Below are 25,414 nucleotides of genomic sequence, written 5' to 3' on the forward strand. Positions count from 1 at the left end.
GGGGGGGGGGGGGGGGGGGGGGGGGGGGGGGGCCGGGGGGGGCGCCGGGGGCCCCCCCCCCCCCCCCCCCCCCCCACGGCCGCCCCCGCTCAGACCTCCAGGGCCGCCCGCAGGGCCCGCTTGTCGACCTTGCCGACGCCGGTCATGGGGAGCCGTTCCAGGACCACCAGCTGATCCGGCACCTTGTACGCGGCAATCCCCCGGCCCCGGAGAGCCGCCTGCACGTCCCGCAGGGTCGGCGGAGGCGCGCTTTCCCTGGGGACCACACAGGCGCAGGTCCGCTCCCCCATGGCGGGGTCGGGCAGCGCGAGCACGGCAACGCCCAGGAGCGGGAAGGCGGCGAGCAGATGCTCCTCCACCTCCAGCGTCGGCACCTTCTCCCCGCCGCGGTTGACGACGTCGTTGATCCGGCCCACGACCTCGAAGTTGCCCTCCGCGGTCCGGCGCACCAGGTCACCCGTCCGGTAGAAGCCCTCCTCCGTGAACCGGGTGCGGTTGCGCTCCCCCGCACGGTAGTAGCCGCGCAGGGTGTACGGCCCTCGCGTGAACAGCTCGCCCGTCTCGCCGGGACCGGCCTCCGTCCCGTCCTCCGTGACGACCCGTATGTCGTCGGCCGGTGAGAGCGGTCGCCCCTGCGTGTGGACGATCACGTCCTCCGGGTCGTCGAGCCGGGTGTAGTTGAGCAGGCCCTCGGCCATCCCGTACACCTGCTGGAGCGTGCAGCCGAGGACCTTCGGCACCTGGCGGGCCGTCTCCGGGTCGAGCCTCGCGCCGCCTACCTGGAGGACGCGCAGGGAGGAGAGGTCCTGGTCCGCCCACTCCGCGGCGTCGAGCCACAGGGGCACCAGAGGCGGCACCAGTGAGGTGATGGTCACGCCGGTCCGCTCGATGAGCGGGAAGCACACGTCCGCGGTGGGGGCCGATGCGAGCACCGCCGTTCCGCCGGCCCGGAGCGTGCCCAGGACGCCCGGGCAGGCGAGGGCGAAGTTGTGCTCCACGGGCAGCGCCGCGAGATAGACGCTGTCCGGCCCGACGCCACACAGCCGCGCCGACTCCCTCAGCTGGTAGGCGTAGTCGGCGTGCGTCCGCGGGATCAGCTTCGGCGGTCCCGAGGTTCCGCCGGACAGCAGGAACAGCGCGACGTCCCCGGGGTCCGGCGTGGGCAGGGGAACGGGGTCCGCGTCCACGGAGGCCAGAGCCGTGTACGGTCCCTGGTCGCCCGCGACGAACACGTGCCGAAGGCTGTCGGTCCGGTCGAGCACCTTGCCGGCGACCAGCCGGAAGTCGCAGTCGAGCACCCGGTCAGGGCAGACATAGGCCACGGCTTCGGCGGTCGCCACGAGGTGGGTGATCTCCGATGTGCGGTGGGCCGGCAGCGCGTAGACCGGCAGGATGCCGGTCCGGAACAGTGCCAAGCTCAGCACCACGAGGTCGATGCCGTTGGGGAGTTGCACGACGACGCGGTCGCCGGGCTTCAGGCCGGCGCGCAGCATGCCGGCAGCGGTCCGGTCGGCCCTGCGGTCGAGTTCCTCATGGGTGACGCTTCCGGTCGCGGTCACCAGGGCGGTCCCGGCCCGCTGCCCGGGTGCCGAAGCGAGCCAGGTCCCCAGGACATCCGCGTTCCAGTACCCCTCCTCCCGGTACCTACGGGCGACCGGTTCGGGCCAAGGCACACAGCCCTCGTGCATGGAAATCCTCCTTCTACCGCGGTCAACGGGGCGCACGGCATCGGTCGTCGGTGTGTCACGGGGTGGACGGCCAGGCGGTGGCCGTCGCGGGCAGCGCCGCGCGCACCGTCCGGAAGACACGCGGGAGTACGAGCGCGCGCCTGGCCTCCAGGTAGAAGTGGCCTCCGGTGAAGACCTCCACCTCGCAGGCCCCGGTGGTGACCCCGCTCCAGGCAGCGGCCTCGTCGGCGGTGATCTCCGGGTCGTCGTCGGCATACAGCACGGTCACCGGGATGTCCAACGGGGCGCTGGGCAGCGGGCGGTAGGTCTCGATCAGCCGGTAGTCGGCTCGGATGGCCGGCAACAGGGCGCCGAGCAGGGCGCTGTTGTCCATGACGTCCCGAGCGGTGCCTCCCAGTCGCTTCAGGTCCGCGAGGAGCTCCCCGTCGGTGGCCCGGTGGAGCGTGCCGCCGCCCCGTGTGCGCTCGGGGGCGGGCTGGCCCGAGACGACGAGCGCCGCAGGCCGGCCGCCGGAGACGGCGAGCCTGCGTGCGGCCTCGTACGCCACGGCGGCGCCCATGCTGTGCCCGAAGAGCACGGTCGTCGCCGACTCGGCCCCGGTGCACACCTGGGTCAGGGCCGGAACGAGGTCGTCCAGCAGGCTCTCGATGTCGGTGGCCGCCGGTTCGTCGAAGCGGTCGCCGCGCCCGGGGTACTGCACCGCGCACACTTCGATGTCCCACGGGGCGTCCAGGGACCAGCCGCGGTAGGCACCGGCGGCTCCGCCGGCGTGCGGGAAGCAGATCAGCCGGGCGCGCGCGTGCGTCCGCGGGGACAGGACACGCAGCGCGGAGGTCTGGCGACGGTCGGCGGACATCACAGCTCGCCCTCCTCGAAGGCGTCGGCCGGCCCGTCGACCGCACCGTCCGGGTCCGGGTCCAGGCCCCGCGCCGCCCTCGCCCTGCTCACCAGCGCGGCCATTCCGGCCACGGTCGGGGCCCGCAGGACGTCACGCATCGGCAACTCGACGTCCAGCCGGCCGCGGATGCCGGCGACCAGACGGGTGGCCGCCAGGCTGTCCCCTCCGAGCGCGAAGAAGCCGGCGCCGCGGGCGGTGACGGGCGCGCCGAGTACGCGTTCCCAGAGCGCGGCCACCGCCTCCTCCACGGCTCCCCTCGGGGGATCGCCGACGCCTGCCCCCGGGGCCGCGGCCTCGGCGAGCGCCCGTTCGACCCGCCGCCGGTCCACCTTGCCGTTGGCGCTCAGCGGCAGCTCGGCCAGACCGACGAGGGAGCCTGGGATCATGTGCGCGGGCAGTCGGTCGGCGAGCCACGAGCGGATCGCCGCCGGGTCGGCCGCCTGCTCGGCGTGCTCCGGTCCGGGGCGCCTCGCAGTGATCAGGACCACGCCGTCGGCTTCGCGCCGGGACACCTGGGCACCGGAGAAGCCCGCCCGTTCCACGGCCCGCAGCCATCGGGTGGCGTCGGCCGGGGTGTGCGGGGTGGACGCCGTCGGGATCGCCAGCGGGGACGCGTGCTCCCGGGCGACGACGAGCAGCCGGCCGCCCTCCCTGCCGAGCAGGGCCAGCGTGCGCGCGCAGGCGTCCGGGTCGGGCTCAAGGCCCAGGGCGTCGTGGGCCACGAGCACGTCGAAGGCGGCGAGCCTCGGCTCGGGCACGGAGAAGGCGTCCTGACGCGCGGTCCGCACCTGGTGTCCGGAACCGGCGAGCCGGGCCTCGGCCGCCGCGATCCGGGACGCGCAGGGGTCGAGCAGCGTGTAGTCGACCGTGCCGGGCTTGATCCGCTCCAGCAGGGCGGCAGCACCCCGGCCGGCCGCGCCCGCCCACTCGGCGAGGGCGAGCGGCCGGCCGCGATCGGTGTTGAGGGCCTCCACCTCCTGCGCGACGGCGTCCATACAGGCGGCGACACCGGTCAGCTGGAGGGCGAGCCCGTCCGGGGAGAGCAGGGGGTCGTCGGTCAAGGCATGGATGCCGGCCGTTCCTGCGAGCACCGCCGTCAGCAGGGGGGTGGCTGCGGCCCAGCCTTCCAAGACCGGCTGGAGGGAGGTTCCGGATATCCGGTTCCTCAGCGCGGCGGCCCGCTCTCCGTCGCGGACCGCCTGCCAGCGCGGGCCGCGGGTCACGGCTCCGGCCGAGACGCTCAGGACCCGGCGGTCGCGCAGGAAGTCCAGCCAGCAGTCGAGGCGTTCGCGTGCCGCCGCCGCCACGGGCAGGGCGTCCACTTCCGCGGGTCCGCCGCCCGCGCCGAGCAGGGGATCCAGCAGGGCGGCGAGCAGGGTCTCGGTCAGTTCCGCCTCCAACTCGCGGGCATCCCCGCCGTCGGCCGCGGGGCGTACGGCGGCCGGCTCGGGCGCGGCGGCCGCGGCAGGCAGGAAGGCCGCCGCGATCTCCCGGGTCCGGTCGCCGACCACCCCGGCGAGGACGTGCGAAACGGCGGGATGTGTCTGCAGCACGGACTCGATCTCGCCCAGCTCGATCCGGAAACCGTTGATCTTGACCTGGTGGTCGATCCGGCCCAGGAACTCAAGCGTGCCGTCGGGCCAGTAGCGTCCCCGGTCGCCGGTCCGGTACCAGCGGCCGTCGGGAGTGGTGGGGAAACGTTCCCTCGTCAGCTCGGGATCGCCCCGGTAGCCCTCGGCCACCCCGGCTCCGCCGATCCACAGTTCTCCGGGCACCCAGTCCGGGCAGTCCCGGCCGTGCGGATCGACCACGCGGAACCGCTGGTTCGCCAGCGGCCTGCCGTACGGGATGGACCGCCACTCCCTGGGCACGGCGGTGACCTCGTGGGCATTGGACCAGATGGCGGCCTCGGTGGCGCCGCCGAGCGCGACCAGCCGGCACCGGCCGGACGTCGCCCGCTCCAGCCGCCCCGGCAGGTCGAGGCCGATCCAGTCGCCGGAGAGCAGCGCGAGGCGCAGGGAGCCCGGAAGCGGGGCCGTGCCGGCCGCGGTGAGGAGCATGTCCATCAGGGCGGGCACGGAGTTCCACACGGTGACGGAGTGCCGCTCGCAGAGGGCGAGCCATCGGTGGGCATCGCGCCGGTCGGACTCGTCCACCAGGACGAGGGCGCCGCCCTCCGCGAGCGGACCGAAGACGTCCCATACCGAGAGGTCGAAGTCCAGTGCGGAGACGGCGAGAACACGGTCCGCGGGCCCCACGCCGTACCGCTCGTCGATGTCCTCCACCGTGTTGACGGCGGCACGGTGGCTGACTTCGACTCCTTTGGGGGTCCCAGTCGAACCGGAGGTGAAGATCACGTACGCGGTCGTGTCGGCGGACACCTCGACGGGGGCCTCCAGCGGAGCGGAGCGAAGGGCCTCGGCGAGGGGCAGAACGGGAGCCGCGGATCCGGGCGACGGCTCCGCACCGGTGCCGTCCAGGACGAGCGCACAGCCGCTGAGCGCGTGGACCCGGTCCCTGCGCTCGGCCGGCTGGTCGACGCCGACGGGGACGTAGGTGCCGCCGGCCGCGAGGACGCCGAGCACCGCCGCGATCTGGTCGGGCCCCTTGGGGACGGTGACGACGACCGTGCTGCCCGGTCGCACACCCCGGGCGACGAGCGCGGCCGCCACGCGCAGGGCCCGGTCCGCCAGTTCGCCGTGGCCGAGCCGGCCGTCGTCCCCCCAGAGCAGCGCGGTCTCGTCGGCCCGGCCGGCTGCCCTCTCGAAGAACGCCTGGTGGAGCAGGCGGCCGCTCTCCGAGCGAGCCACGGAGTTGGTCTCGGCCCGACATCGGGTCTGGGACGCGGGCAGGGGTATGTCGGGTGGAAGGTTCCAGTCGGCGGTCGCCAGGTGCCGGACCAGGTCGGTGTACGCCGCGAACATGGTGTCGACCACGCCCTCGGGGAAGAGTTCCTCACAGACGTCCCAGGCCAGTAACAGGCCGCCCTCGCGGGTGCCGTACACCTGGTGGTCGAGCCAGACCTGGGGAGTCTGCGAGATCATCCAGGCCAGCTCGCCGAACTGGGCGGCGAAGTCGTCGGGCACCAGCGGGGCGTCGAGGTTGCAGGCGAAGACGACGGGCGCCGTGCGCGGGCTGCCGGTGTCGGTGCGGACGAAGTCGCGCAGCACGTCGACACCGGTGTACGCGGCATGGCCGACGGCGTCGTGCAGGCGCAGCTGGACGGCACGGGCGCGATCGGCGAAGCCGGCGTCGGCGGTCAGGTCGACGTCGAGCAGCAGCAGGCTGGTGAAGTCGGCCACGATGCGTTCGGTGTCGGGGTGCAGGCCCTGGTCGCGGTCGAACAGCGGGATGTTGAGCAGGAAGCGCTGCTGGCCGCTCCATCGCGTCAGGATCTCGGAGAAGGCGGTCATCAGCAGTGCGGCGGGCGTGAGGCCGTGCTCGCCGGCCCTGCGCCGCAGGGCGGCCCACGTGTCGGGGGCCAGCGTGTGGCCGCGCCGTACGAAGCGGGGCGTGCCGATCTCGTCGGGGTCCACCGCCAACGGGAGAGCGGGGCCGCCGGGCAGCTCGGGCAGGCGTCGCTGCCAGTACTCCCGTGCGCGCTCCCGCGCGGCCGCCCGCCGGGTGGCGGTGTCCGCCGTGTACTGGGGGAAGGTGTACGTCAGTTCGGCGACGCCCGCCGGGTCCGCGTACAGCGCCGCCAGGTCGGCCAGCAGCAGGCGGATGCTGTGGACGTCGGCGACCAGCAGATCCACGTTGACGTGGATGCGCTGACCCGCCGCGGGGTGGAGGCTGAGCCGGACGTCGAAGACTTCGCCCCGGGCGACGTCGAGCACGCGGTGGGAGAGCCGCTCGCGCAGGCCCAGCAGGGCCTCGTCCGCCGCGTCGGCGGGGAGGTCCGTGAGGTCGTGGACGGTCAGGCCCGGCCATGCGGCGCTCTCTGCCACACGCTGGGTCCCGTCGCCTGCGAACGAGGCGCGGAGCATGGGGTGGCGGCGGAGCAGCGCCCGTACGGCCTGCTCCAGCCGGTCCGCCACCGTTTCCCGGGTGTCGATCTCCAGGTAGGCGTGGCAGCCGACGCCGCCGAGCGGCTGCCCGGTGTCGCGGCCGATCCAGTAAGCCTGCTGGACGGGCGTCAACGGGAACGGCGCATGGACGTCGACCCGGCCGGCGGCGCCGGCCTTCCGCTCCGGCCGGGCCCCGGGAGCTTCCTCGCGGGGCGCGTCGCCCGTCTCCTGGCGCGCGGCGAGCAGCGCGCACCAAGCGGAGAGCCGTGGATCCTGGGCCAGCTCGGTGAAGTCCACGCCCGCTCCCGACCGGTTCAGCCGGTTGACCAGGCGCATCAACTGAATGGACTGCAGGCCCAGTTCGAAGAGGTTCACCTCCTCGTCGCCGGGGCTCAGTCCGATCCCCAGCAGCGCGGACACCTCCTTACGGAGATCGACCTGGCCCCCTGCCGTACCGCGTGACATCCCTACCCCCCGTGTGTCGGATGGTGTACTGACGAACGAGCGTTCGCCATGGTGCCTTCATGCAGCCGCGTGGGCGCTGATTCTCCAGAATTCGGCGTAGCGGCCGCCGCATCGGACGAGTTCGTCGTGGGTGCCTTGTTCCACGATGCGGCCGTCCTCGAGGAAGACGATCAGATCGGCACTCTCGACGGTGCTGAGGCGGTGGGCGACCATGATGACCGTACGGCCCGCCATGAGCCGGTCGAGGCCCTCCTGGACCAATGCCTCGCTCTCCGGGTCGAGGGCCGAGGTGGCTTCGTCGAGCAGCAGCACCGGGGCGTCCTTGAGCAGGGCCCGGGCGATCGAGACCCGCTGCCGCTCGCCTCCGGACAGCGCGGCGCCGCCCTCCCCGACCTGGGTTTCCCAGCCGTCGGGCAGCCGGTCCACCACGCTGTCCAGGGAGGCCGCGGCTGCCGCGGCCCGCACTTCGCCGGCCGTGGCGTCGGGCCGGCCGATCCGCACGTTGTCCTCGATGGTGCCCTCGAAGAGGTAGACATCCTGGAAAACCATGGACAGACGGGACATCAGCTCCTCGCCGTCGATGTCCCGTACGTCCACGCCGCCGAGGCGGACGACCCCCGAGTCGACGTCGTGGAACCGGGCGATGAGCTGGAGCAGCGTGCTCTTGCCCGCACCCGAGGCTCCGACGACAGCGACCCGTCGGCCGGGCTCGGCCGTCAGCGAGAGCCCGTCGAGCACATCGCGCCCGCCGCGCCGGAAACCGACCGTGGCCAGCTCGACCCCGTCGTGGGCCGGAACCGCCGGCTGCTCGGCACGCGGCAGCGGGGGCTCGCTCAGGACCGCTTCGATGCGCTCCAGTTCGCCCCGGGAGACGCGCATGATTCCGCCCAGGTCCGCGAGGGACAGCAGGGGGTCGACGCAGCGCGCGGCCAGCACCATGATCGCCAGCAGTTCCGGAGCGCCGAGGCTTCCGTCCAGCGTCACGTACACGCCGAGGGCGAGGACGGCGGTGAAGACGGCCTGCACGGAGAAGGTGAGACCGAGCATGCCCGGCACACCGCTGAGGGCCGCCCGTCGGCCGCTGCGCCACTGCTGGTGCAGGGCGTCGTCCAGGAGACCGAAGCGCTCGCCCGTACGGCCGCCGACGCGCAGCACCGGCTGGGCGCGGACGAATTCCACGACGCGGCCGGCAGCCTCGTCGCTGCTGCGTGCCCGCTCCGCGTCCTGGCGTGCGGTGGCCTTGGACGTCCAGCGCTGCACGCCGCTGATGAGCGGGATGGCGACGAGGCCGGCCAGGGCGAGACGCCAGTCGAAGAAGAACATCACCACGACCACGGAGACCGGGATCAGGGTGGCGTTGATCAGGGGCCTCAGCCGGTGCGCGGGGACCGACATGACCTCCATCACGCTCCGGCTGGTGAGCCCGGAGACGTCTCCGACCCGCCCGGGGGTGAACCAGCCGAGGGGTAGTCCGGCGAGGTGGTCCCCCAGCCGGTGGTGCAGGCCCCGGGAGAGCTCACCGCCGGTGCGGAAGCCGGACTTGTCGCTGTGGTAGCCGAGCACCGAAGTGACGAGGACGGCCACGGCGAAGGCGGCCAGCCACGGCCAGGCGTCCTGTGTCCCGCCGTCGAGCACGGCCCGCAGCAGCGGGATGAGGAGTGCGTAGGACAGACCTTCCACGACGGCGCACAACGACATCAGAGCGACGGTACGGCGCAAGGGACCCGAGTGCCGCTCACCCAGGACCCGGAGCAGCAGCCTGATCATCCGTGGATCTCCCTCTTCCGGCCGGCACGCGCGTGCTGGGCACGCCACATGGCGGCGAACTTTCCGTTCATGTCGAGCAGTTCGCGGTAGGTCCCGCTCTCCGCGATCCGGCCGTCCTCCATGACGACGATCCGGTCGGCCCGGACGACGGTCTCCAGGCGGTGGGCGATCACGAGTTGCGTGCGGCCCCGGACGAGGTTGCCGAGTGCGGCACGGATCTCCGCCTGGGTCTTGGCGTCGGCGAAGGACATCGCCTCGTCGAGGACGAGCACCGGGGCGTCCACGAGCAGGGCCCGGGCGATGGACAGGCGCTGCGCCTCGCCCCCGGAGAGGCCCACGTCCTCGCCGATCACGGAGTCGTATCCACGGGGCATCTGCTGGATGCGCTCGTGGATCCCCGCGGCGCGGGCCGCCTGCTCGACGGCGGCCCGGCCGGCCTCCGGCACGGCGAGGGCGATGTTCTCGGCGATGCTCGTGCGGAGCAGCCGGACATCCTGGAGGACGAACGAGACCTGGCGGTACAGACGCTCGCTCGTGATGTCACGCACATCGACACCGCCGAGCAGCACGGCGCCGCTGGTCGGGTCCGAGAAGCGCGGGACGAGCTGAGCGAGGGTGGACTTGCCGGCGCCCGAAGGGCCCACGAGCGCGGTGGTGGTGCCCGGTTCCAGGAGCAGGTCGATGCCCTGAAGCACCGGGCGGCCGGAGTCGTACGCGAACCCGACATCGCGGAACTCCACCTGGTCGCCCTGCGGTTCGGCCGGTTCGAGCGGCTCCGGGAGCGGTGGCACGGCGAGCATCGCCCGGATCCGCTCGGCGGACCGCTCCGCGGCGTGCACATTGTCCAGGCCGTGGCCGAGCGCGGCGATGGGCGCGGTCAGCGCGACGGCGAGCAGGGGAAAGGGCAGCAGGTCGGCGGGTGGCATGGCGTCGGCGGAGATGAGGGCGGTCCCGCCGGCGAGCACGAGCAGCAGGACGAACGGCGGGGAGAGCACCAGCGCGGCCAGCGACGCGAGGCCGGCGGCTCCCGCCACGTAGCTGAGGAAGAAGTCGGCGAAGTCGTCCGCGGACTTGCGGTAGCGCCGATGCGCCTTCCCGCCGCCGCCGAAGGTCTTCACGACGGCGATGCCCTCGACGAACTCCACGGACGCGGCGCCGATACGCCCCATGGCCTCGCCCATTCTGCGGCCCTCGCGCTGCCGGTCCTCGCTCTGGAGGAGGCGCTGCAGCAGCAGGCCCAGGAGGACCGGTACGAGCGCCACGAGCGTCAGACGCCAGTCCACCCAGGCGAGGTATCCGAACGAGGCGAGCGGTACGACGACGGCGGAGGTGGCCTCGACGGGCGCGTGCGCGATCAGGTGGTGCAGTTGATCGACGTCGCCCTGCACCACGCCGCTGATCTCGCCGGAGCTTCGGCGGGAGTACCAGCCGAGCGGCACCTTGCCCAGGCGCTCCGCGAGCAGCCTGCGCAGCGTCAGCTGGAGCCGTCCGTCGACGAGATGGGCGATGCCGCCGGAGGCCGCGGCGAGCAGCACCCTGACGAGCAGGCCGGCGACGCCGATCCAGACGGCCAGCCAGGCGGCGTCGTGGTCCACCGGCCCCGACGCCAGCAGCACACGACCGAGCTCTACGACCGCGACGAGTGGCGCGAGGCCGGCCAGCGAGCTGACGATCTGGAGTACGAAGACGGCGACGAGACTGGTGCGGTACGGGCGGAGCAAGCGCAGGAGAACCTGTCTGGAGGTCGCCGCGGGGCCGCCGGGATCGTTCTCGGGTGATCCGCCGTCGACCACCTCCCCACCGTCGGCACGGCTGTGCAGACCCTCTGCCGTGGCCATGGGATTCCCCACCTTTCGGGCGCGACCGTACGGCCGGGAAGCGGGCAGGCCGCCATGGCCGGACGGAGAGTTCCATGAAGACGGCAATAACTTTACACGTATAAGAACGTGCCTCGCAAGCGCTGTCCGAAGCACCCCGGGCGCCCCTCCGGAAGCGGTGAAGAACGTCACGGCGATGAATCCCGGCGCGGAGAATCCGTCCAGACGATGCCCAGAAGTGGCCTGAAACCATCGCGAGGGCGCCATCCCCGGCGGCCATGACCTCACCACGGGAGAGCTGGGACGCGTGCGCTTTCTACTTCTGAGTGGGCTAGGGCCCGCAAACCTCAATTCGCCCTATCTCGAGGGTTCGCTTTTCACGGCGAATCCGTCCGACGCGGCCAAGGAGATGCTCCGCAGAGCCGGAAGCGCGGACCTGGACCTGGGGCGGCTCGCCTTCACCCAGCACGGCCAGGACTACGCCTTGCTCAGGCCCCGTTCGGCCACGACGCCGCACCTCACGACGGTCACCCTGCTGTCGATCCTGGAGAACAGCGGGCACAGCTTCGACCGCCTGGATCTCGCCGACGTGTGGGAGGGGCGCGCCAAGGTGCCCGAAGGCGACGTGGACGTGGTGCTCCTGTCGACCACGTACATCTGGAACGGCCCCATCCTGGGCTCGGCCGTGCGATGGATACGGGAGAACCTGCCCGGGACCCGCATCGTGGCCGGCGGCCAGTTCACGAACCTCAAGTTCATGCAGGCCATGCGGGACCACCCGGAGATCGTCGCGGTGGTCCGCGGCGACGGCGAGATCGCTCTGCCGAAGACCCTGGACGCCCTGGCGGGACGGGGTGAGCTGAGCGCTGTGCCGAATCTCGTGTGGCGCGACGAGGACAACATCCGCATCAACCCCACCGAGTACGTCGACATCGACGGCTTCCCCTCGCCGCAGGTCCTCGGCAAGCAGCAGATCGTCCCGTACGAGTCCATGAGGGGCTGCCCCTTCGACTGCAAATTCTGTTCGTTTCCCGCGGCTTCACCGAAATGGCGATTCAAGTCCGCCGAAAAGATCCGTGACGACTGGCTGGCCTATGCAGCCCGGAACGGCGCGGATGTCATCTCGGCGATGGATTCGACCTTCACCATTCCGCCGACCCGGCTGCGCCGGCTGCTGGAAATCCTGCCGGATTCGGGCGTACCGCGATGGGAGGGGTTCAGCCGGGCCAACACGCTCAACTCCGAGCAGACCGTGACAGGGCTGAAAGCCTCGCACTGCTACCAGCTGCACATCGGCTTCGAGTCGATGAACGACGGCACGCTCAAGCGGATGAGCAAGCGGGTCTCGGTGAAGCAGAACCGCCGAGCCGTCGAGCTGCTCAGCCGGAGCGGACTGTCGTACTACGGCCTCTTCATCGTCGGATACCCGGGCGAGGACCCCGGCATGTTCCAGGACACGCAGGACTATCTCCTGCGGGAGTACTCCGGGCATTACGCACTGTCCAAGTTCTCCATCACCGATGAGACCATGCCGCTCTGGCAGGACCGGGAGGAGCTGCGGATCGTCGCGGACGACCCGACCGACCCCGCCTCGCCCTGGTCCCACATCGGCATGAACAGCGCACAGGCCGCGCAGTTGCAGAAGGAGACCCTGGACAAGGTCCGGCTCACCAACCCCAAGGCCGTGCTGAGTCTCTGGCAGCACGACTACCAGCACTGGCTGATGCCCCGCCACGAACACAGCGTGAACATCGCGGTGGAGAAGTGCCTGGAGCGGATGGGCATGGCTCCGGTCGACTACGGCGACCTCGACGAGGGAGCCGCGGTCATCCGCGGCAACCTCCACCGGCTGAAGGACTTCGGTGTCGAACTCGCCCCGGCAGGGCGGCAGCTGGTCCGCGACCCGGTCTGAAGCCTGGACCGCTGACAGCGGAATGACGGCGCGGCGGGCCCGAAACCCGCCGCGCCGTCATTCCGCTTCCGGCGCCCTTCAGAGCAGGCCGTCCTCCAGCACGAGGCCGTCGGCGGCGACGCCGCCCGCCACTTCCCCGTCGAGGACGACGACCGTGCCCGGCAGGTGCCGCCGCAGCGCGTCCAGCACCTCGCGGGGCGCCAGCACCTGGCCCGCCCGGTGCACACCCCGGGGGATCCGTCCCCGGGCCACCTCCCGGGCCGCGACCGCGCCCACCACGCCGGTCATCGCCGAACCGTCCTCACCTCGGATCACCGCCGTGCGCCGCGTCGGCGTCCCCCCGGGCCCGGGGAACTCCAGCTCGCCGCAGAGCACGTGATACGGCGTGCGGCCCAGGGCATCGAGCGTGCTGGCCCGCACCACGGCGAGGGCCTGTGCCTCCAGGCTGTCCGAGCGGTCGTCGCCGGCGCGGAAGCGGTTCAGCGCGTCGAGGAGATGGCGGCCGTCGAAGGCGTTGTACCAGCGCGCCTCCGCCAGGCCCAGGGCGCGAGCCTGGCCCACCAGCTCCTGGGTGAGATAGGGGTACGTGGTGACCGGGTGCGGCACGCCCGCCACCTCGCGCCGCTCCGTCCCGCGCAGGGCGCCGTGCACCACGCGTCCGTCGCGCCACTGAGCGCGTGGCGTGCCGTACCCACGGTCCAGGCTGAGCAGATAGTCCACGGCTCCGGTCCGGGTGAACGCACCGAGCGAGACGTAGTACCCGGAGAACCGAGCGGCCTCCCGGGGCTGCCACTCGTCCGTCAGGAGCCGGGGCAGCAGCCCCGAGAGGCCGGGCGAGAGCCCGGCCGACAGGACCGCCGTACGCTCGCCCGCCGGAGCCGGCCCCGGACCGCAGCCGTCCATGACGTCCACATAACCGGCACCCGCGGCGGCCGCCGCCCGGCGGGGACCGTCGCCCAGCTCATAGGCGGGACCCGCGCAGTGGAGCAGCACATCACAGCCCCGGACGAAGCGTTCGAGGCTCTCCTGGGACCGGGCGTCGGCCTCCGCGGCCTCGCACTCCCCGCCGAGGGCGGCGACGCAGCGCGCAGCCGCCTCGGGATTACGGCCGCCGATCCGCAGCCGGACCCCGCCCTCCGCCACGAGGGCGCGGGCGGCGGCCTCGCCGACCGCCCCGTACCCGCCCAGGATGCCGATCAGCGGAGCCCCGCCGCTCACCGGCCGTCCTCCCCCGCGAGCAGCGCGCGGACCACCGCTTCGGCGTTGGGCGCCTGTACGCAGGTGAAGTGGTCGCCGGGCACGTCCACGACGCTCAGTCGGTCGCCGCAGACCCGCTGCCAGTACTCGGTCATGTCGTGGTGCATGCCGGGGAAGATCTCGGCCTCGCCCGTCTGGCGGACGAACGTCGCCGGCAGGTCGCAGGGCGTCGCCTCGTGCGAGGCGACGGAGACCAGGCTGTGCTTGACGATGCGGTAGAGCCGGGACAGCCGCTCCTCCGAGCGGAGACCGGCGTCCTCCACCGGCATCGAGGCGCCGATCGCGCGCAGCCGGTCGCCCTGGGGCCGGCCGGCGAGCGTCTGGAAGGCCCGCAGCGCCTCACGGCCCGGGCCGCTCAGATCCGCCTCCGGCAGTCCGACGAGGCTGCCCTGCGGCACGGTGCGGCCGAACCGCTCCGTGGCCGTCCGCACGAGATTCCGCGTCGCCGTCTCGTCACGGGGATAGCCGAGTCCGGCCGTGTCCGCGCGCATGAGACGGGCGAAGATGTACTCCGCCAGCAGGTCGTCCTCGACGAGATACGGGACCCGGTAACTGCTGATGACGGTGAGGCCGGTGACCTCGGCTCCGGCGGCGGTCAGCCGGCGGGCGAGCTCGGGCACCAGCAGACCGCCCATGCAGTAGCCGACGAGGTGGATCCTCCCTAGTCCTTCGGCGAGCAGGGCCTCGGCGTGCCGCTCGGCGAGCTCCGCGACCTGGGTGCGCGGGTCCGCCTTCAGGAACGCCTCGACATCGTCGACGACAAGACCGGCCAGCGGAAGGCGGTCGCCCAGTTCCCGGATCACCGCCCGGTACGGGATGAGGGTGCCGGTCCCGTCGTGCACCAGGACCCGGGTGGCCGCGCCGGCGGCGCCCGCGGCGCCGGCCGTGAGCCGGACCAGCGGAGAGGCGGCAGCCGTCCCCGCGAGCCCGGCGTCGGTGCTGCGGGGGGCTTCGAGGTGTTTGGCGAGCTCCGCGACGGTCGGCCGGTTCATCACGAGCCGCAGGAGGTCGTCCCACTCCAGGTCGGCGGCCTCCGGCAGGCGTTCCCGCATCTTCGTGACGAGCCGGGCCACGAGGAGCGAGTCGCCGCCGAGGTCGAAGAAGCCGGCGTCACGGCCGACGACGGTGACCGGCAGCACCTCGGTCCACAGTCCGGCAAGGGTCTGCTCCATGCCGGGGCGCGGAGCGGCGCCGCCCTCGTCGACCCGCCCCCGCGCCGCGGACGCGGTCCACGAGCCGAGGCGGGCGCGGTCGACCTTGCCGTTGCCGGTGAGGGGGATACGGTCCACGATCTGGAGCTCGGCCGGAACCATGTACCCCGGAACACGGTCACCCAGGTGGCCGAGGAGAGCCTCGGGCCGCAGCCGGGTCCGGTCGGCCTTGAACCGGGAGCAGAAGACGTGCTGTCCGATGCGGGACAGCGGGCTGTCGTCCTCCGGCAGGCTGAAGGAGACCTCGCCGCCCGCCTCGCGGAGCATCCGCAGCCACTGTTCCCGTCCGAAGAAGGTCTGCCCGGTCTCGCGGCGCTCGTCCTCGAAGCTGTGGAGGCCCGCGTTGAACTCCATGGAGGTCATCACGTGGTAGGCGTCGCGGGTCGCCTCGATGAAGACCAGCCAGCCGCCGGGCGCCAGGAGCTCCCGTAGCCGGGTGAGGACCTGCGGGGCGTGCACGGAGTTGTGCAGGACGTTGGCCAGCAGGATCACATCGAAGGAGTTCGGAGCGAGGCCCTGAGCGCGGTAGTCGCCGTTGAGGTCGAACAGTCCGTAGCGGACCCAGGGGAATGCGCGGAAGTTCTCCTGGGCCGCGGTGAGGAAGAAGTGGGACAGGTCGGTGAACAGGTAGTCGACGCCCAGGCCATCGAGTTCGGGCACCAGGACCGTGCTCGTACCGCCGACGCCGGCGCCGATCTCCAGGAGCCGGAGCGGCTCGGGGCCCGCGTGCCGCTGGGCGATCTCCCGCAGTGCGGACACCACGACGGCGTTGTTGTGGCGGCTGATCAGGTTGTCGCGGTAGGCCGCCTCGGCGGTATCCAGGCGTCCCTCGGGGAAGAGCAGCGTCTTGAGGTCGATCTCGTTGCGCACGAGCGGGGCCAGGTGCTGCTCGGAGACCCGGTGATAGCGAATGAGTTCGGCGCCCCAGCGGATCCGGGGCTCGAGCGCGTCGATCCGGTCGAGGACGGCCTCGTGCTCGCCGGGGACGTCCTCCCGGAGCTCGCGGTAGCGGCCGGTGTCCGCGTCGAGGAGCACCCGGCCCTCCTGCTCCAGGGCGTTCAGCCAGCGCAGCACGAGGTAGTGGTTCTCGGGGGCGGCGCCCACCGCTTCGATGACGTCCTCAAGCGTGTGTTCGGCGTCGGAGTCCGGGAAGAGCCCGCAGGACCGGAAGAGGATGGCCATGGACTGCAGGGCGGAGACGTCGAGCAGCTCGACCATCTCCGCCACCCCGGCCGCCTCTTCGGCCGAGAGGGCCTCGGCGACGTCCGCCGCCGCCCGTTCGCACAGCGCGGCCGGCAGCTCGGGCGCTTCGGTCCGTACGGGCTCGGCGAAGCCGACGAGCCGGCGGGCGGCGCCCTCGCCCTGGACGACGGCCGCGGCGGCCTCGACGGCGGGGTGGGTCCCGAGCGCCGACTCCACCTCCGCCGGCTCGACGCGGTGGCCGTTGAGCTTCACCTGACGGTCGACGCGGCCCAGGAACTCGATGGCGCCGTCCTCCAGCCGCCGGCCCATGTCGCCCGTGCGGTAGAGCCGTTCGTTGCTGACGGGGTGTGTCACGAAGCGCTCGGCGGTGCGCTCGGCGTCGCCGAGGTAGCCGAGCGCGAGGCCGGCCCCGGCTATGTACAGCTCGCCGGTGACGTGGACCGGGCACTCCCGCATGGAGGTGTCGAGAACGTGGAAGCGCTGGTTGGCCAGCGGCTTGCCGTACGGGATGCTGCGCGCACCCGCCTCGACCTCGGTGACGGGGTGGTGGATCGACCAGATGGCCGCCTCGGTGGCGCCCCCGAGGCTCACGACGTTCAGCTCCGGTACGCGGCTCCGGATGGCGTCGGGGAGGGCGACGGGTATCCAGTCGCCCGAGAGCATGGCCAGCCGCAGCCGGGAGACGTCGATGCCGGGTGCTGTACGGAGGTATTCCTCCAGCATCTGCATCTGTGCGGGCACGGAGTTCCACACGGTGACGGCGTGTTCGGCGAGCAGCTGCGCCCAGTGCCCGGGGTCGCCGCGCCGTGCGGCGTCGGGCAGCACCAGCGCGCCGCCGGTCGAGAGGGAGCCGAAGATGTCGTACACCGACAGGTCGAAGCCGAGCTGGGCCAGGCCGAGCACGCGGTCGTCCGGGGTGACCGAGAACCGGGTGTTGATGTCGTCGATGGTGTTGAGCGCGGCGGCGTGGCTGATCATCACGCCCTTGGGCGTGCCGGTGGAGCCCGAGGTGTAGATGACGTACGCGAGGTCGTCGGGCGCCGCGCGGCGCCCGGGGCCGGTGTGGGCGCGCGCGGCGGCGGGTGCCGGGGCATCGACGGCGACCGCCCGCAGGCCCGCCGGGAGGTCCAAGGAGGGCAGCAGCGCGGACTGGGTGAGCACGAGCCGGGCCTCGGCGTCGGTCAGCACGGCGCCGCGGCGCAGCGGCGGCTGTGTGGTGTCCACCGGCAGGTAGGCGCCGTCGGCGAGCAGCACGCCGAGGACGGCGACGACCTGCTCCCAGCCCTTCTCCATGACGATGCCCACCCGCTCGCCCGGCCGTATGCCGGCCGCGAGGAGGACGTCTGCCACGACGCGTGCCTCCGCCAGGAGTTCGGCGTAGCTGAGGCTGCGCCCGGACGTGACCACCGCGGTCCGGTCGGGGGTGCGCTCCGCCTGCTCGACGAATGCGGTGTGCAGGAGCTGGTGGCGGCGCGGGGTGGCGGTGTCGTTGACGTCGGCCACCCGCCGGGCCTGCCGGGCGGGGAGTGACAGCGGGTCGACGTCCTGCCAGACGGCGGGGCTGTCGACCAGCCGCGTCACGAGGTGTGAGAAGGCGGCGAACATGTCGTCGGCCATGCCGTCGGGGAAGACTCCTTCGCGGACGTCCCAGTGCGCGAGGAGGCCCCCGCCGTCCTCCATGACCTGGCAGTCGATCCAGACCTGCGGGGTCTGCGTGATGCCGTGGACGAGTGCGCCACCAGGCATCAGCGAGGACACGGCCTCCGCCCCCGCTGATCCGCCGCCGACCGTGCTGGTGAAGGTCACCGGCAGCAGGGCCGCGGCGCGGCCGCGGCGGTGGGCCAGTTCCCGCAGCACCTCGACGCCCGAGCAGAGCCGGTGGTCCATGTCCTCCCACAGGCGGTCCTGGATGGTCCGCATGCGGTCGACGAGGGACGTGCCCTCCGTGAGGTCCACGCCGAGCAGGCTGGTGGAGCTGAAGTCGCCGATGACATGGTCGGTGTCGGGGTGCAGCGGGATCCGGTTCTGCACGGTGAGGCTCAGCGTGAAGCGAGGACTGCGGCTCCAGCGGCCGACGGTCTCCGCGAAGGTCTGCAACAGAACGCCGGACGCGGTCACACCCGCCTCGGTCGCGCGCCGGGTCAGCGTCTCCCACTGCGCGGGGCTCAGCCGCAGCCCGCGCCGGGTGAAGCGGGGCGGGGCGCCGAGGGAGTCGGTGCGCAGCGGCAGTTCGGGGGCTTCCGGCAGCTCGTCGACGCGGGACCACCAGTAGTCCCGGTCCCGCCGGTAGCGGTCGCCCTCCCGGAGCCGGCTCGCGGCCAGGACATAGTCACGGAAGGTGGCGTCCAGTGGCCTCGCGGCGCCTTCCGTGCCCGTACATCGGGCCGCGAGCTCCGCGAGCAGCAGCCGGATGCTGCTGTAGTCACAGATCAGCAGGTCGATAGCCACGTGCAGGAGCAGGGCCTCGTCGGTCTCGCTGACGCGGACGTCGAAGAGCGGCCATTGGTCGGTCTGCCGCACCTGGTGCGACATCTCGCCGCGGGTGGCCTCCAGTGCGCCCTGAAGCACCTCGTCGGCGACGCCTCGCAGGTCCTCGTGGCGCACTTCGTAGTGCGGGACGTCCGCGAGCACACGCTGGTACCCCTCGGCCGACACCACCGCACGCAGCATGGGGTGACGGAGGATCAGGGTGTTCCAGGCATCCTCGACCCGCGCGACGCCCCAGTTCGGTACGGCGATCTCCAGGTAGCCGTGGCAGGCCACACCGCCGTAGTCGAACGCCTCGCTCCGCCCGAGCAGATAGGCCGACTGCACGTCGGTGAGCGGGAACGGCTCATGGGCCGAGGCCGGGTCGGCGACGACCGCACCCCCGTACTCCTCGGCTCGCAGCAGAGCGAGGACCGCGTCGCGGTGGGACTTGAGCGTCTCCAGGCGCTCCGGCGTCATCACTCCTTGCGGCGCGCGGTACCGGAGCCTTCCCCCCTCCTCGTGCAGCACCACTCCGGCCGTCTTCAGTCCGGCCACGAACTCCTCGACATTCATGAGGCTGCCCTTCCCTGCCTTGTGCGCGCACCCCGAAAATTGCCCTGTGAGGGACGACACGATGGCGCACCGGGCCTGGTGAACTTCTGGATGAGCGCCCGGGAGCCGGTCTCGTCGCCCGCTCCTTCCCGCCCGTGCGTGCGAGGGCCCCCTCGGCCCTCGCACGCACCGGACACGGCTCACCCCAGTCGTACGTGGTGGAGCATCAGCAGGGCCGCCGCCATGCCCGCCGCCGGGATCTCGCCTCCGGCTATCAGGTCCGGGATCAGCTTCAGGGGGACCCACTCGCGGCGCGAGGATTCGAAGGCGTCGCACGGTTCGCCCGTCCGGTCGGCCTCCTCGGACCAGTAGAAGTGGTGCCGGGCGTCGGTGAGGCCGTTGGACGGTTCCACGGTCAGCAGCGGATGCAGCGGGCCGGGGCGCCAGCCGGTCTCCTCCTCCATCTCGCGGGCGGCCGCCTCCGGCAGGGACTCGCCGTCCTCCACGACGCCCGCCGCCAGCTCCCAGCCCCAGCTGTCGGTGATGAAGCGGTGCCGCCACAGCAGCAGCGCCTCGTTCGCCGCGTTGACGACGGTGGCCGCGGCCACCGGGCGCAGCCGGATGACGAAGTGGTCGAGCCGGGCGCCGTCGGGGAGCTCGACATCGGCCAGGTTGACCCGGAACCACGGGTTCTCATACACGGGTTGCTCGTTCAGGTTCGTCCACTGCACGGTTCTGCCACCTTTCGATCGCTCGTGGCGGTATCGCAGCAGACTTCGACTCACAGCGGTACGCGCAGCGCCCCCTCCACGCGTTCGGCGGCCCGTTCCGCGTCGGCGCTCCCGCTGGCGGCCAGCTCCGCCCGGACCGCCCGCAGCCGGTCGCGCAGCCGCTGCGACTCCATGCCCCGGGCCCGGTCCGCCATCTCGACCGCCGTGGCCGCGGCCCGGTCCGCCTCGCCCCTGCGCAGCTCGACCGTGGTGAGCATGGCGAGGCGGTGGACCCGGCCCCGGTCGTGCGCGGGGGTCCGGACCGCCGCCACCGCGTGCTCCCGGGCGGCCGGCAGGTCCCCGAGGCTCAGCAGCGCCTCCGCCACCTGTACGTCGACCAGGCCCGGCTGCACGTAGCCCGTCTCGTCCGGTTCCCGGCCGGGCCTGATGCGGGCGGCCTCGGACTCGGCGCGGCCGATGCACGCGAGCGCGCTGCCCCGGTCCCCGAGCCGGGCATACGCCTTGGCCTGCATCGCGTGGAGGTCGGCGGCGAGCGCGGGGGTGATCTCGCGGCCGGCGGCGCGCAGGGCCGCCTCCGCGAAGGCGACGGACTGGCGGAACTCGGCGAGGAACAGCGACTGGTTGACCAGCAGGGCGATCACATATCCGCCGAGCGCCCGGTCCCCGCTCGCCTTGGCCAGCCGCAGGGCCTGGTGGAAGTAGCGCTGGGCGAGGCCGTGCGCGTCGGAGTCGTAGGCGCAGATGCCCGCGACGGCCACCAGGGCACCTGCGGCGCGGTGCAGCTGACGGCCCGTCGCATCGGTGTAACCACCGCGCAGCAGCGGGGCGGCCCCGGCGTTGAGGAAGCCGACGACGCGGGCCCGCGTCGCGACCCCGCCGGCCTTGCGGTACATCAGTTCGTAGTGGTCACGGGCGGCCCGCAATGTTGCCAGGTCGGCCGCGCCGACCCTGGACGGCCCGGTCCGCGACACATCGGCGTCCTCCGGCGGGTTCTCCCACTCCCAGACGGGCATCACGGCAGCGGTCCCGGTGACCGCGGGGGCGGCGACCATGTGCGGGCGCTGCTGAGCGTCGCAGCGCCACACCCCCGTGGCCCGTTCCACGAAGCCGGTGAGCGAGGAACCCTGGACGGGCGCGTGGCCGCCGTCGGACACCGCCATGCCGATGTCGTCCAGCGACACGGCCCTGCGCAGGCGGCTTCCCAGCACCTCGCAGATCAGGTCGGGCACCTGGCCGCGCGGGCGCTGGCCCTTCAGCCAGCGGGCGACGGCGGTGTGTTCGTACCGCAGCCCGAGACCGCGCGCGCGGCCGGCCCGGTTCACATGGGCAGCCAGCCCCGCCCGGGAGACACCGGCCTCCTCGATCAGGGCCTCCAGCGCGGTGTTGGGCTCCCTTGGCCCCATGTCCCCCTCCGGTGGTTCGGCACGCCAGGACGTGTCGCCCCAGTGGAGCACGATTCACACGGGGTGTGAACGCAATGCCCGAACCGTCCCTCCGCGCACGCTGCCAAAGCGGCCGGCGGCTCGCTTGAATGAATGCCCTCGCAGGGCGCGGACGGGCCGTCTGCTCCCCCTCGTACAGCAAGGCGGCCCGCATCCGCGCGGTCCACCCCGCCGGCCTGCCCGACACTCCGCGGCGGGGCGGACGGCGAGCACACAGGAGGGGCGTGTCCGGTGGCCGGACACGCCCCTCCTTCTCGCGATTCTGGCGGGTGACTACGCTCCGCGCAGCACGGCGCCCGTACGCTCGGCGGCCAGGGCCACCGCCGCGTCACGGGCGGCGCTCGCCTCGTCGACCGTCAGGGTGCGGTCGGCGGCGCGGAAGCGCAGCGCGTACGCCAGGGACTTGCTGCCCTCGCCGATCTGCTCGCCGGTGAAGACGTCGAACAGCCGCAGCGACTCCAGGAGTTCGCCGGCGCCCTCGCGGAGCGCGCGCTCCACGTCGGCGGCGGGCACGTCCTGGCCGACGACCAGCGCGACGTCCTGGGTCGCCACCGGGAAGGTGGAGATCCGCGGGGCCCGCAGGACGCCGTCGACAGCCTGCTCCAGGATGTCGAGGTCGACCTCCATGGCGCAGGTGCGCTCGGGCAGGTGGAGTTCCTTGATGACGCGCGGGTGCAGCTCGCCCGCGTGCCCGAACAGGGTCTCCTCGCCGGCCACGGTCACGTACAGCGCGGCGCAGCGGCCCGGGTGCCAGGGGGCGTGCCGGTCGGCGCGGACGGCGACCTCGACCCCGGCCTCGCGGGCGACGGTACGCGCGGCCTCGACGGAGTCCGCCCAGTCGGCCGGCCGGCCCCTGCCCCACCAGCCGGCCTGCTCGCGGGCGCCCGCGAGGACGACGGCGGCGCGGCGCGGCTGACGCGGGAGCGCGGCGTCGAGCGAGGCGATGTCCTGCTCCGAGGGACGCCGGTCGACGGGGAGGCGGACGGGCTTGGTCTCGTCCCCGGTCGGCCTGAAGACGAGGCCGGTCTCGAAGAGCGCGAGGTCGTGGCTGCCGCGGCCGTCGTTGCGCCGCAGTGCGCCGAGGAGACCCGGCAGCAGCGTGGTGCGCAGCGAGGGCTCCTCGTCGGAGAGCGGGTTGACGAGCTTCACCGTGCGGCGGCGCGCGTCGTCCGCCTCCAGGCCGAGCTGGTCGAGGACCGCCTCACCGATGAACGGGTAGTTCAGCGCCTCCACGTAACCGGCGCCCGCGAGCGCGCGGCCGACGCGGCGGTGCAGCCGCTGGCGGTCGGTGAGGCCGCGGCCGGAGGGCGGGGTCGGCAGCGTGGAGGGCAGGTTCTCGTAGCCCTCCAGGCGGATGACCTCTTCGGCCAGGTCGTTCGGCTCGGTGAGGTCGGGACGCCAGGACGGCGTGGTGACCAGGAGCTCGTCCTGCCCGTAGACGTCGCAGCCGACCTCCTGGAGGCGGCGGACGACGATCTCGCGGCCGTAGGCGACGCCGGCGACCTTGTCGGGGTGGTCGGCCGGCATGGTGATGGTGCGGGGCGCGGACGGGGCGCTGATCTCGGTGACGCCCGCCTCGGCGGTGCCGCCGGCCAGGAGGACCAGCAGGTCGACGGTGCGCTGCGCGGCAGCGGCGGCGGCCTGCGGGTCGACGCCGCGCTCGAAGCGCTTGGACGCCTCGGAGGGCAGCTTGTGGCGGCGCGCGGTGCGGGCGATCGAGATCGCGTCGAAGTGCGCGGCCTCGATGACGACCTCGGCGGTGTGCGCGCCCTCGGCGGCGTCGGCGATCTCGGTGTCGGCGCCGCCCATGACGCCCGCGAGGCCGATGGGGCCGCGGTTGTCGGTGATGACGAGGTCGCCGGAGTCCAGGACGCGGACCGCGCCGTCGAGCGTGGTGAGCTTCTCGCCCTGCTCGGCACGGCGGACCCCGATCGGGCCGTCGATCCGGGTCCGGTCGTAGGCGTGCAGCGGCTGGCCGAGTTCGAGCATCACGTAGTTGGTGACGTCGACGGCGAGCGAGATCGGCCGCATGCCCGCCTTCTGCAGCCGGCGCTGCATCCAGATCGGGGTGCGGGCCTCGGGCTGGAGTCCGGTGACGGTGCGCGCGGTGAAGCGGGAGCAGCCGATCGGGTCGGAGACCTTGACCGGGTAGCCGTACGCGTTGGGCGCCGGCACGTCCAGGAGCGCCGGGTCGCGCAGCGGCAGGCCGTAGGCGATGGCGGTCTCGCGGGCGACGCCGCGCATGGACAGGCAGTAGCCGCGGTCGGGCGTGACGGCGATGTCCAGGACCTCGTCGCACAGCTCCAGGAGCTCGATCGCGTCGGTGCCGACCTCGTACTCGGGCGGGAGCACGATGATGCCGTGGGTGCCGTCGTCGCCCATGCCGAGCTCGTCGGCGGAGCAGATCATGCCGTGCGAGGTCTTGCCGTACGTCTTGCGGGCGGCGATCGCGAAGTCGCCGGGGAGCACGGCGCCGGGCAGGACCACGACGACCTTGTCGCCGACGGCGAAGTTACGGGCACCGCAGACGATCTCCTGCGGCTCGCCGGTGCCGTTGGCGGTGCCGACGTCGACCGTGCAGAAGCGGATGGGCTTCTTGAAGCCCTCCAGCTCCTCGATGGTCAGCACCTGTCCGACGACCAGCGGGCCGGTGAGGCCGGCGCCGGTCTGCTCGACCGTCTCGACCTCCAGGCCGACGGCGACCAGCTTGGCCTGCACGTCACGGCCGGTCTCGGTGGCCGGCAGGTCGACGTATTCCCGCAGCCAGGAAAGCGGGACGCGCATCAGATCTCCATCCCGAAGGGCCGGGTGAACCGGACGTCACCTTCGACCATGTCTCGCATGTCTTCGACGTTGTGGCGGAACATCAGCATCCGTTCGATGCCGAACCCGAAGGCGAATCCGCTGTACTTCTGGGGGTCGACGCCGCAGGCGGTGAGCACCTTGGGGTTGACCATGCCGCAGCCGCCGAGCTCGATCCAGCCCTCGCTGCCGCAGGTGCGGCAGGGGCGGTCCGGGTTGCCGACGGAGGCGCCGCGGCAGACGTAGCAGACCATGTCCATCTCGGCGGACGGCTCGGTGAACGGGAAGAAGTTCGGCCGCAGCCGGGTCTTCATGTCCGGGCCGAAGAGCGCCTGGACCATGTGGTCGAGCGTGCCCTTCAGGTCGGCCATGGTCAGGCCCTCGTCCACGGCGAGCAGCTCGATCTGGTGGAAGACCGGGGTGTGCGTGGCGTCGAGCTCGTCGGTGCGGTAGACGCGGCCGGGGCAGACGACGTAGACCGGGGGCTCGCGGTCGAGCAGCGTACGGGCCTGGACCGGGGAGGTGTGCGTACGCAGGACGACACCGGACTCGTCGTTCTTCGCGCCGTCGGCGCCCTGGACGAAGAAGGTGTCCTGCATCTGCCGCGCCGGGTGGTCGGGCACGAAGTTGAGGGCGTCGAAGTTGAACCACTCGGCCTCGGCCTCGGGGCCCTCGGCGATCTCGTAGCCCATGGCCACGAAGACGTCGGCGACGCGCTCCATGAAGGTCGTCAGCGGGTGGCGGGCGCCGGCCGGGGTGCGGTCATAGGGCAGGGTGACGTCCACCGCCTCCTCGACCAGCACGCGGGCGTCACGCTCGGCCTCCAGCTCCGCCTGGCGGGCCGCGAGGGCGCGGCCCACGGCGGCGCGGGCCTGGCCGACGCGCTTGCCGGCCTCGGCCTTGGCCTGCGGGGGCAGTGCGCCGATCTCGCGGTTGGCGAGCGACAGGGGCGAGGTGCCACCGGTGTGCGCGGTCTTCGCCTGGGCGAGCGCGTCGAGGTCACCCGCGGCGGCGAAGGCGGCGAGCGCCTCGTCCCGGATGCGCTCGATCTCTTCCGGTTTCAGTGCCTCGACCTCGACTGGGTCGTACGACTTGTTCGGTGCCGACATCTCTTCCCGTACTTCCGATTGGCTGAGTGCTGCGCTTGCCGGGGGATACTCCCGGACCCCCGTGACCTCGCTCGAAGACCGGAG

The 25,414-nt window shown here is 72.7% G+C and carries 12 protein-coding genes; 1 reads left to right on the forward strand and 11 read right to left on the reverse strand.

Annotation, left to right across the window (positions count from 1 at the left end; all coding sequences use genetic code 11):
* Nucleotides 1–89: 89 nt before the first annotated feature.
* From ACLQ2N_RS29780 to ACLQ2N_RS29800, 5 genes are read right to left on the reverse strand one after another with little or no spacing between them, the layout of a single operon-like run.
* Entirely contained in the window at nucleotides 90–1,688 is a 1,599-nt protein-coding gene (locus ACLQ2N_RS29780) for a (2,3-dihydroxybenzoyl)adenylate synthase (protein WP_425817810.1), read from the reverse strand.
* Nucleotides 1,689–1,743: 55 nt separating this feature from the next.
* A complete protein-coding gene (locus tag ACLQ2N_RS29785; protein ID WP_425817812.1) occupies nucleotides 1,744–2,544 on the reverse strand; it encodes a thioesterase II family protein in 801 nt (266 codons plus the stop codon).
* The gene (locus ACLQ2N_RS29790; RefSeq protein ID WP_425817814.1) at nucleotides 2,544–7,058 is read right to left on the reverse strand and encodes an amino acid adenylation domain-containing protein; all 4,515 of its coding nucleotides are present in this window, start codon (nucleotides 7,056–7,058) and stop codon (nucleotides 2,544–2,546) included. The genes ACLQ2N_RS29785 and ACLQ2N_RS29790 overlap by 1 nt, the downstream gene beginning before the upstream one ends.
* Before the next feature lie 57 nt (nucleotides 7,059–7,115).
* Nucleotides 7,116–8,825: an ABC transporter ATP-binding protein gene (locus ACLQ2N_RS29795; RefSeq protein WP_425817816.1), complete on the reverse strand. Its 1,710-nt coding sequence runs from the start codon at nucleotides 8,823–8,825 to the stop codon at nucleotides 7,116–7,118.
* Nucleotides 8,822–10,663, reverse strand: a complete 1,842-nt coding sequence (locus ACLQ2N_RS29800; RefSeq protein WP_425817818.1) for an ABC transporter ATP-binding protein — start codon at nucleotides 10,661–10,663, stop codon at nucleotides 8,822–8,824. The genes ACLQ2N_RS29795 and ACLQ2N_RS29800 overlap by 4 nt, the downstream gene beginning before the upstream one ends.
* Nucleotides 10,664–11,051: 388 nt before the next feature.
* Between ACLQ2N_RS29800 and ACLQ2N_RS29805 the strand changes: the two genes are divergently transcribed.
* Nucleotides 11,052–12,554 carry a B12-binding domain-containing radical SAM protein gene (locus ACLQ2N_RS29805; protein ID WP_425817820.1) on the forward strand — a complete coding sequence of 501 codons (1,503 nt, stop codon included), beginning with the start codon at nucleotides 11,052–11,054 and terminating at the stop codon, nucleotides 12,552–12,554.
* A 78-nt stretch (nucleotides 12,555–12,632) separates the two neighbouring features.
* Here the strand turns inward: ACLQ2N_RS29805 and ACLQ2N_RS29810 are convergent, their stop codons facing one another.
* From ACLQ2N_RS29810 to pheS, 6 genes are all read right to left on the reverse strand, one after another.
* The gene (locus tag ACLQ2N_RS29810; RefSeq protein ID WP_425817822.1) at nucleotides 12,633–13,772 is read right to left on the reverse strand and encodes a saccharopine dehydrogenase NADP-binding domain-containing protein; all 1,140 of its coding nucleotides are present in this window, start codon (nucleotides 13,770–13,772) and stop codon (nucleotides 12,633–12,635) included.
* Nucleotides 13,769–19,267, reverse strand: a complete 5,499-nt coding sequence (locus tag ACLQ2N_RS29815) for an amino acid adenylation domain-containing protein (RefSeq protein WP_425817824.1) — start codon at nucleotides 19,265–19,267, stop codon at nucleotides 13,769–13,771. The genes ACLQ2N_RS29810 and ACLQ2N_RS29815 overlap by 4 nt, the downstream gene beginning before the upstream one ends.
* Before the next feature lie 179 nt (nucleotides 19,268–19,446).
* The gene (locus ACLQ2N_RS29820; RefSeq protein ID WP_425817826.1) at nucleotides 19,447–19,977 is read right to left on the reverse strand and encodes an NUDIX domain-containing protein; all 531 of its coding nucleotides are present in this window, start codon (nucleotides 19,975–19,977) and stop codon (nucleotides 19,447–19,449) included.
* A 50-nt stretch (nucleotides 19,978–20,027) separates the two neighbouring features.
* A complete protein-coding gene (locus ACLQ2N_RS29825; RefSeq protein ID WP_425817828.1) occupies nucleotides 20,028–21,380 on the reverse strand; it encodes a transcriptional regulator in 1,353 nt (450 codons plus the stop codon).
* Between the two features lie 312 nt (nucleotides 21,381–21,692).
* Nucleotides 21,693–24,203, reverse strand: coding sequence for a phenylalanine--tRNA ligase subunit beta (pheT, locus tag ACLQ2N_RS29830; protein ID WP_425817830.1), 2,511 nt, complete (start codon nucleotides 24,201–24,203; stop codon nucleotides 21,693–21,695).
* On the reverse strand, nucleotides 24,203–25,330 hold the full coding sequence (gene pheS / locus ACLQ2N_RS29835; protein WP_425817832.1) for a phenylalanine--tRNA ligase subunit alpha: 1,128 nt from the start codon (nucleotides 25,328–25,330) through the stop codon (nucleotides 24,203–24,205). Before pheS ends, pheT begins: the two co-directional genes overlap by 1 nt.
* Nucleotides 25,331–25,414: the final 84 nt, after the last annotated feature.

The organism is Streptomyces sp. DT224 (genome assembly GCF_049844595.1).
Classification (GTDB): Bacteria; Actinomycetota; Actinomycetes; order Streptomycetales; family Streptomycetaceae; genus Streptomyces.